The organism is Citrobacter sp. S55_ASV_140, assembly GCF_018919505.1.
GTDB classification, from domain to species: Bacteria; Pseudomonadota; Gammaproteobacteria; order Enterobacterales; family Enterobacteriaceae; genus Citrobacter; species Citrobacter werkmanii.
This window is the reverse complement of record NZ_JAHLQZ010000212.1, coordinates 1-6,323: the sequence shown is the minus strand read 5'-3', so window position 1 is coordinate 6,323 and position 6,323 is coordinate 1. Positions and strand designations below refer to the sequence as shown.

6 protein-coding genes and 1 tRNA gene are annotated in these 6,323 nt (G+C 53.2%); 5 read left to right on the top strand and 2 right to left on the bottom strand.

From position 1 onward, the window contains the following. Positions 1–240 precede the first annotated feature (240 nt). The 5 genes from KQJ18_RS20495 to luxS all read left to right on the top strand — a co-directional run bounded on the left by KQJ18_RS20495 (position 241) and on the right by luxS (position 3,750). A tRNA-Arg gene (locus tag KQJ18_RS20495) sits at positions 241–317 on the top strand. Between the two features lie 142 nt (positions 318–459). Then, entirely contained in the window at positions 460–1,026 is a 567-nt protein-coding gene (gene yqaB / locus KQJ18_RS20490; protein WP_087856222.1) for a fructose-1-phosphate/6-phosphogluconate phosphatase, read from the top strand. Continuing rightward, the gene (locus tag KQJ18_RS20485; protein WP_038633018.1) at positions 1,023–1,451 is read left to right on the top strand and encodes a YqaA family protein; all 429 of its coding nucleotides are present in this window, start codon (positions 1,023–1,025) and stop codon (positions 1,449–1,451) included. Before yqaB ends, KQJ18_RS20485 begins: the two co-directional genes overlap by 4 nt. A gap of 77 nt (positions 1,452–1,528) precedes the next feature. Further along, complete coding sequence (gene gshA, locus KQJ18_RS20480; protein ID WP_110497054.1) at positions 1,529–3,085, top strand: glutamate--cysteine ligase; 1,557 nt, start codon at positions 1,529–1,531, stop codon at positions 3,083–3,085. A gap of 149 nt (positions 3,086–3,234) precedes the next feature. Beyond that, positions 3,235–3,750 carry an S-ribosylhomocysteine lyase gene (gene luxS, locus KQJ18_RS20475; protein ID WP_006687194.1) on the top strand — a complete coding sequence of 172 codons (516 nt, stop codon included), beginning with the start codon at positions 3,235–3,237 and terminating at the stop codon, positions 3,748–3,750. 101 nt (positions 3,751–3,851) lie between these two features. On the opposite strand, the gene emrB is transcribed toward luxS, so the two are convergent. Both emrB and emrA read right to left on the bottom strand, forming a co-directional pair. Next, positions 3,852–5,390 carry a multidrug efflux MFS transporter permease subunit EmrB gene (emrB, locus tag KQJ18_RS20470; RefSeq protein ID WP_069324580.1) on the bottom strand — a complete coding sequence of 513 codons (1,539 nt, stop codon included), beginning with the start codon at positions 5,388–5,390 and terminating at the stop codon, positions 3,852–3,854. Between the two features lie 16 nt (positions 5,391–5,406). Then, positions 5,407–6,323 (bottom strand): multidrug efflux MFS transporter periplasmic adaptor subunit EmrA (gene emrA, locus KQJ18_RS20465; protein ID WP_216422610.1); only part of this gene is annotated, 917 nt, incomplete at its 5' end.

Sequence of the window (6,323 nt, the reverse complement as noted above, 5' to 3'; positions counted from 1 at the left end):
AGCTCAGCTGGATAGAGTACTCGGCTACGAACCGAGCGGTCGGAGGTTCGAATCCTCCCGGATGCACCATCTTCTCCTGAATAACAGCGAAACTGTTGTTGCATGGTCTGCGAGATAATCGCCAGCACCAGGGAGGATAACGTTGCTTCAGCAACGGCCCGCAGGGCGAGGCGCAGCCGAGTAATCCTCCCGGATGCACCATCTTCTTTGCCGTATCAGTAGTAATCAGCAATTCCCGATGCATCCGTAGCTCAGCTGGATAGAGTACTCGGCTACGAACCGAGCGGTCGGAGGTTCGAATCCTCCCGGATGCACCATCTTCTCCGAGATAATCGCCAGCACTTTCCCCCTCATGAATCATTTCCACATACTCCCTGAACATCCCTCAATTCGCTGTCAGCGACAAAATCAATCAATTACGATAAAATAACGTCTGGTCATTCGGCTTGTGAGAAGACGATGTACGAACGTTATGCGGGTTTGATTTTTGATATGGATGGCACCATCCTGGATACCGAACCTACGCACCGTAAGGCGTGGCATGAGGTATTGGGCCATTATGGGCTACGGTTTGATGAACAAGCCATGGTTGCCCTCAACGGCTCTCCAACGTGGCGTATTGCCCAGGCGGTGATTGAATTGAATCATGCCGATCTTGACCCCCATGTTTTGGCACGAGAAAAAACGGACAAGGTAAAAAGCATGCTGCTGGATAGCGTCCAGCCTTTACCGTTGGTTGAAGTGGTGAAAGCCTGGTATGGCCGCCGTCCTATGTCGGTAGGGACGGGGAGTGAAAGCGCAATTGCAGAGGCTCTGCTCGCTCACCTTGGTCTGCGTCGCTATTTTGATGCTGTGGTAGCCGCCGATCACGTACAACGCCATAAGCCTGCTCCTGATACGTTCTTGCTTTGTGCTGAGCGAATGGGGGTTGTTCCGGCGCGCTGCGTCGTGTTTGAAGATGCCGATTTTGGACTGCAGGCGGCGAGCGCAGCGGGGATGGACGCCGTGGATGTTCGGTTATTGTGAGTGATGGACTATCGCTCCTGTCACTGTTTGCCAGCAGTTTTCTCAGCGCCACGCTATTACCCGGCAATTCTGAAGTTGTTCTGGTTGCTTTGCTGATTTCTGGGGTAAGTCATCCCTGGGTCTTAGTCTTAACAGCAACAATGGGTAATAGCCTTGGAGGGTTAACTAACGTTATCCTTGGGCGTTTCTTTCCATTGCGTAAAACATCGCGCTGGCAAGAGAAAGCCACTGGCTGGCTGCGGCGCTATGGCGCTGTCACACTATTATTAAGCTGGATGCCGGTTGTGGGTGATTTACTGTGCCTGTTAGCTGGATGGATGCGCATCTCGTGGGGCCCAGTTCTCTTTTTCTTATGCCTTGGCAAGGCGTTGCGCTATGTTGTTGTCGCAGCGGTTACGACGCAAGGCATTATGTGGTGGCACTAATTGTGTTGTGAGATAGCCTTCAGGGTAACCAATACCATTATGCTAATTAAAACGATTTTGACAGGCGGGAGGTCAATTTGATCCCGAACGTATCACAGGCGCTGGCCTGGCTGGAAAACCATCCTCAGGCGTTAAAGGGGATTCAACGTGGGCTGGAGCGTGAAACGCTGCGCGTCAATGCTGATGGGTCATTGGCGACGACAGGCCATCCTGAGGTGTTAGGCTCAGCGCTAACACATAAGTGGATAACCACGGACTTTGCCGAAGCGCTGCTGGAGTTTATTACTCCACCTGGCGACGATATTCATAAAATGCTGACGTTCATGCGCGACCTGCATCGTTATACCGCCAGAAACCTGGGCGACGAGCGTATGTGGCCGTTGAGCATGCCTTGCTATATTGCCGACGGTCAGGATATTGAGCTGGCGCAGTACGGTACGTCGAATACCGGTCGTTTGAAAACGCTTTATCGCGAAGGCCTCAAAAACCGTTATGGCGCGTTGATGCAGACCATCTCCGGCGTACATTACAACTTCTCGCTGCCGATGGCTTTCTGGCAGGCGAAATGCGGCGTAACGGACGGTGAAGATGCTAAAGAGAAGATCTCTGCGGGTTATTTCCGTCTGATCCGTAACTATTACCGTTTTGGCTGGGTCATCCCGTATCTGTTTGGCGCTTCTCCGGCCATTTGTTCCTCCTTCCTGCAAGGAAAACCGACCACCCTGCCGTTTGAAAAAACCGACTGTGGGATGTATTACCTGCCGTACGCGACGTCGCTGCGTTTGAGCGATTTGGGCTATACCAATAAGTCGCAAAGCAATCTCGGAATTACGTTTAACGATTTGCATGAGTATGTGGCAGGATTAAAGCGCGCGATTAAAACCCCTTCCGAGGAGTACGCGGCGATCGGTCTGGAGAAGGACGGTAAGCGTCTGCAAATTAACAGCAACGTTTTGCAGATTGAAAATGAACTGTATGCGCCTATCCGTCCGAAACGCGTCACTCGTCGTGGTGAAACGCCTTCTGACGCGCTTCTGCGTGGCGGTATTGAGTACATCGAAGTACGTTCACTGGATATTAACCCGTTCTCACCAATCGGCGTAGACGAGCAACAGGTGCGCTTCCTCGATCTGTTTATGGTCTGGTGCGCATTGGCCGATGCGCCGGAAATGAGTAGCGATGAGCTGTTATGTACGCGTACTAACTGGAATCGCGTTATTCTGGAAGGGCGTAAGCCTGGCCTGACCTTAGGCATTGGCTGTGAGACAGCGCAGTTCCCACTGCCTGAAGTGGGTAAAGATTTGTTCCGCGACCTGAAACGCGTAGCACAAACGCTGGACAGCATCCACGGGGGAGAGGAGTATCAAAAGGTATGCGACAAGTTGGTCGCCTGCTTTGATAATCCTGAACTGACATTCTCCGCCCGGATCCTACGGTCTATGATTGATGAAGGCATTGGCGGTACGGGCAAAGCGTTGGGTGAGGCATACCGAAACCTTCTGCGCGAAGAGCCGTTGGAAATATTGCAGGAAGAAGAGTTTATTGCTGAAACCGAAGCGTCAAAGCGTCGTCAGCAGGAGATCGAAGCGGCTGATACCGAGCCGTTTAGCGTGTGGCTGGAAAAGCACGCTTGATACAAAAGAAAAAGGCCACTCGGGAGTGGCCAAAATTTCATCTCTGAAAACAGGGATGATGATAACAAATGCGCGTCTTTCATATACTCAGACTCGCCCCGGAACAAAGAGTTCAGATTATTTTTAAAAAATTTATCGGAGGTGGCTAAATGCCGTTGTTAGATAGTTTTACTGTCGATCACACCCGGATGGAAGCTCCCGCGGTCCGGGTTGCAAAAACGATGAATACCCCGCATGGCGACGCAATCACCGTGTTTGATCTGCGTTTCTGCATTCCGAACAAAGAAGTGATGCCTGAGAAAGGTATCCATACGCTGGAACACCTGTTTGCAGGTTTTATGCGTAACCACCTCAACGGTAACGGCGTTGAGATTATCGATATCTCTCCGATGGGATGCCGCACCGGCTTCTACATGAGCCTGATTGGCACGCCGGACGAGCAGCGTGTTGCCGACGCGTGGAAAGCGGCGATGGCTGACGTACTGAAAGTGCAGGATCAAAACCAGATCCCAGAACTGAACATTTACCAGTGCGGCACGTATCAGATGCACTCTCTCAGTGAAGCGCAGGACATTGCCCGTCATATCCTTGAGCACGATGTTCGTGTGAACAGCAATGAAGAGCTGGCACTGCCGAAAGAGAAGCTGCAGGAACTGCATATTTAGTTGTCATGCTGGATGGTGAAGCTCACGCTTCTCATCTGGTCGACAAATAATAGGCGCCAGCCGGTATAAAAAAGCCAGTTCATCTGAACTGGCTTTTTTGATCAATGTGCGCCGCCCGCGCCGCCGCCCGCGCCAAACGGCGGTTTAGCGAACCAGACAAGACCAAGCAGCACCAGGAAGATCCCCGCTGACATCCAGAAGATTTCGTTGGCGGAAATGATCAGCCCTTGATTGGTTATCTGTTGGGCCAGCCAGCCAGAGGCTTGCTCCTTGCTCATCCCTAATCCCTGCAGTTGGTTATACATTGCCTGTGCATTTGGGTTGTAGGGGTTAACGGACTCCGTTAACTGCGCATGGTGTAGCGACTCACGGTTAGTCCACATTGTCGTGGTGATGGAGGTTCCGATAGAACCTGCCAGCGTTCGCGTAAAGTTAGACAAGCTGGACGCCGCCGCCAGACGTTCAGGCGGTAAACCGGACAGCGTAATGGTCGTCAGCGGCATAAAGAAGCAGGCTACCGCGAATCCCTGAATAAACTGCGGCCAGGCCGATGCGCCAAAATCCATACCCGGTTCGAACGTCCACGCGCGCCAGTAGAAACAGACGGCGTACATAATAAAACTGAACGTGACCAGACGACGCATATCCAGCTTATGCGCGAAGCGACCGATTATCGGCGACAGGATCACCGGGATCACCCCAACCGGGGCGGAGGCCAGACCGGCCCAGGTTGCCGTATATCCGTAAACCTCCTGCAATAGCTGCGGCAGCAGGACGATTGCGCCGAAGTAGAGCATATAGGCCAGACTGATACACAAGCAGCCGATGGTAAAGTTTCGCGACTTAAACAGCGAGAGATCGACAATCGGGTGCTCGTCGGTAAGCTCCCAGACGATCAGGAAGCTGATAGCGACAACGGCGACCACCGTCAGGATGATAATCTCCTGTGAGGCAAACCAGTCCAGCTCTTTGCCGCGGTCGAGCATAATCTGCAAGCTACCGATACCAATGACCAGCAATGCCAAACCAATGGCGTCAATGCGTCGCTGCTCGGTTTTGGTTTCTCGCCCGCGTAGAGTTTGCAGAGTCATCAATACCACCGCCGCGCCGATTGGCACGTTGATGAAGAATATCCAACCCCAGTGATAGTTGTCGCTGATATAGCCCCCAAGAATAGGGCCGCATATTGGGGCGACAATCACCGTCATCGACCACAGCGCGAGGGCAATGGAACGCTTGGCGGGAGGATAATTATTCAGCAGCAGGCTTTGCGAAAGCGGAATTAGTGGACCGGCGACAATCCCTTGTACCACGCGGAAGAAAATCAGCATGTTCAGGCTGGTGGACATCCCGCATGCCCATGACGCAATGACGAAGGCAGTCGTTGACCACATGAATAGCCTTACTTCGCCAAAGCGCTTTGCCAACCAACCGGTGATTGGAATTGAGATAGCGTTCGCCACCCCGAATGAGGTGATCACCCAGGTTCCCTGGCTCAGCGAAGAGCCCAGGTTCCCGGCGATAGTAGGGATCGCCACGTTAGCAATGGTGGAGTCCAGCACCTGCATGAATGTCGCCAGAGACAGCGCGATCGTCATAATGACGAGCTGCGCGCCTTCCAGCGGTTTTTGCTGTTGCATCACACGCACCTTTGAATTAGCCCGCGTTGGCCCGCACGATCTCTTCGATCATTTTATTGACCGGAGCAAGGTTGATTTCACGTGCATTACTTTCTGATACCGGCGTGGTGCGGACCTGGCTTGCCAGAATCTGTCCGTCACGATTGGAGGTATCTACCGTAACCAGCGTGGACAAACCGATCCGCAACGGATGTTGCGCCAGCTGCTGCGCATCCAGTTCGATACGTACCGGCAGACGCTGGACGACTTTGATCCAGTTACCGGTTGCGTTTTGCGCAGGCAGCAGGGAGAAGGCGCTGCCCGTACCCATATCAAGGCCAACAATTTTACCGGTGTATTTCACGTCATCGCCGTAAATATCACTGATAACCGTCGCAGGCTGGCCGATACGCATGTGCGCTAGCTGCGTTTCTTTAAAGTTAGCATCGACCCACAGGTTGGTGGCCGGAACAACTGCCATCAGCGGCGTGGTTGGGCTGATTTGCGCGCCAGGCTGTACGGCACGACGGGAAACATAGCCGGTCATTGGACTGACGATTCTGGTACGTTCCAACGCCAGCCAGGCGTTGCGCACTTCGGTGGCGGCCTGTTGTACGGCGGGCTGATCTTCCAGCTTGCTGCCGAGAATCATTGCCTGGTTAGCATTATATTGCTGGATAGCGACATCAAGCTGCGCCTGAGCGCTGGCAACGGCATCTCGCGCATGTTGCAGCTCTTCGCGGCCAATCAGGTTGGCGTTGCCCAGCGGGACGCGGCGATTAAAGTCGCTTTGTGCCTGCGCCAGCGCGGTTCTCTGCACTTCAATGCTAGCCTGTAACTGCTTACTGTTGATCATCAGTTGGTGCGTCTGGCGCACGCTGGAAGCCAATGCCGTTTTGGCTTTTTCGAATGCCTGCTTAGCATCCGTCTGATCGAGAGTAACCAGCACATCGC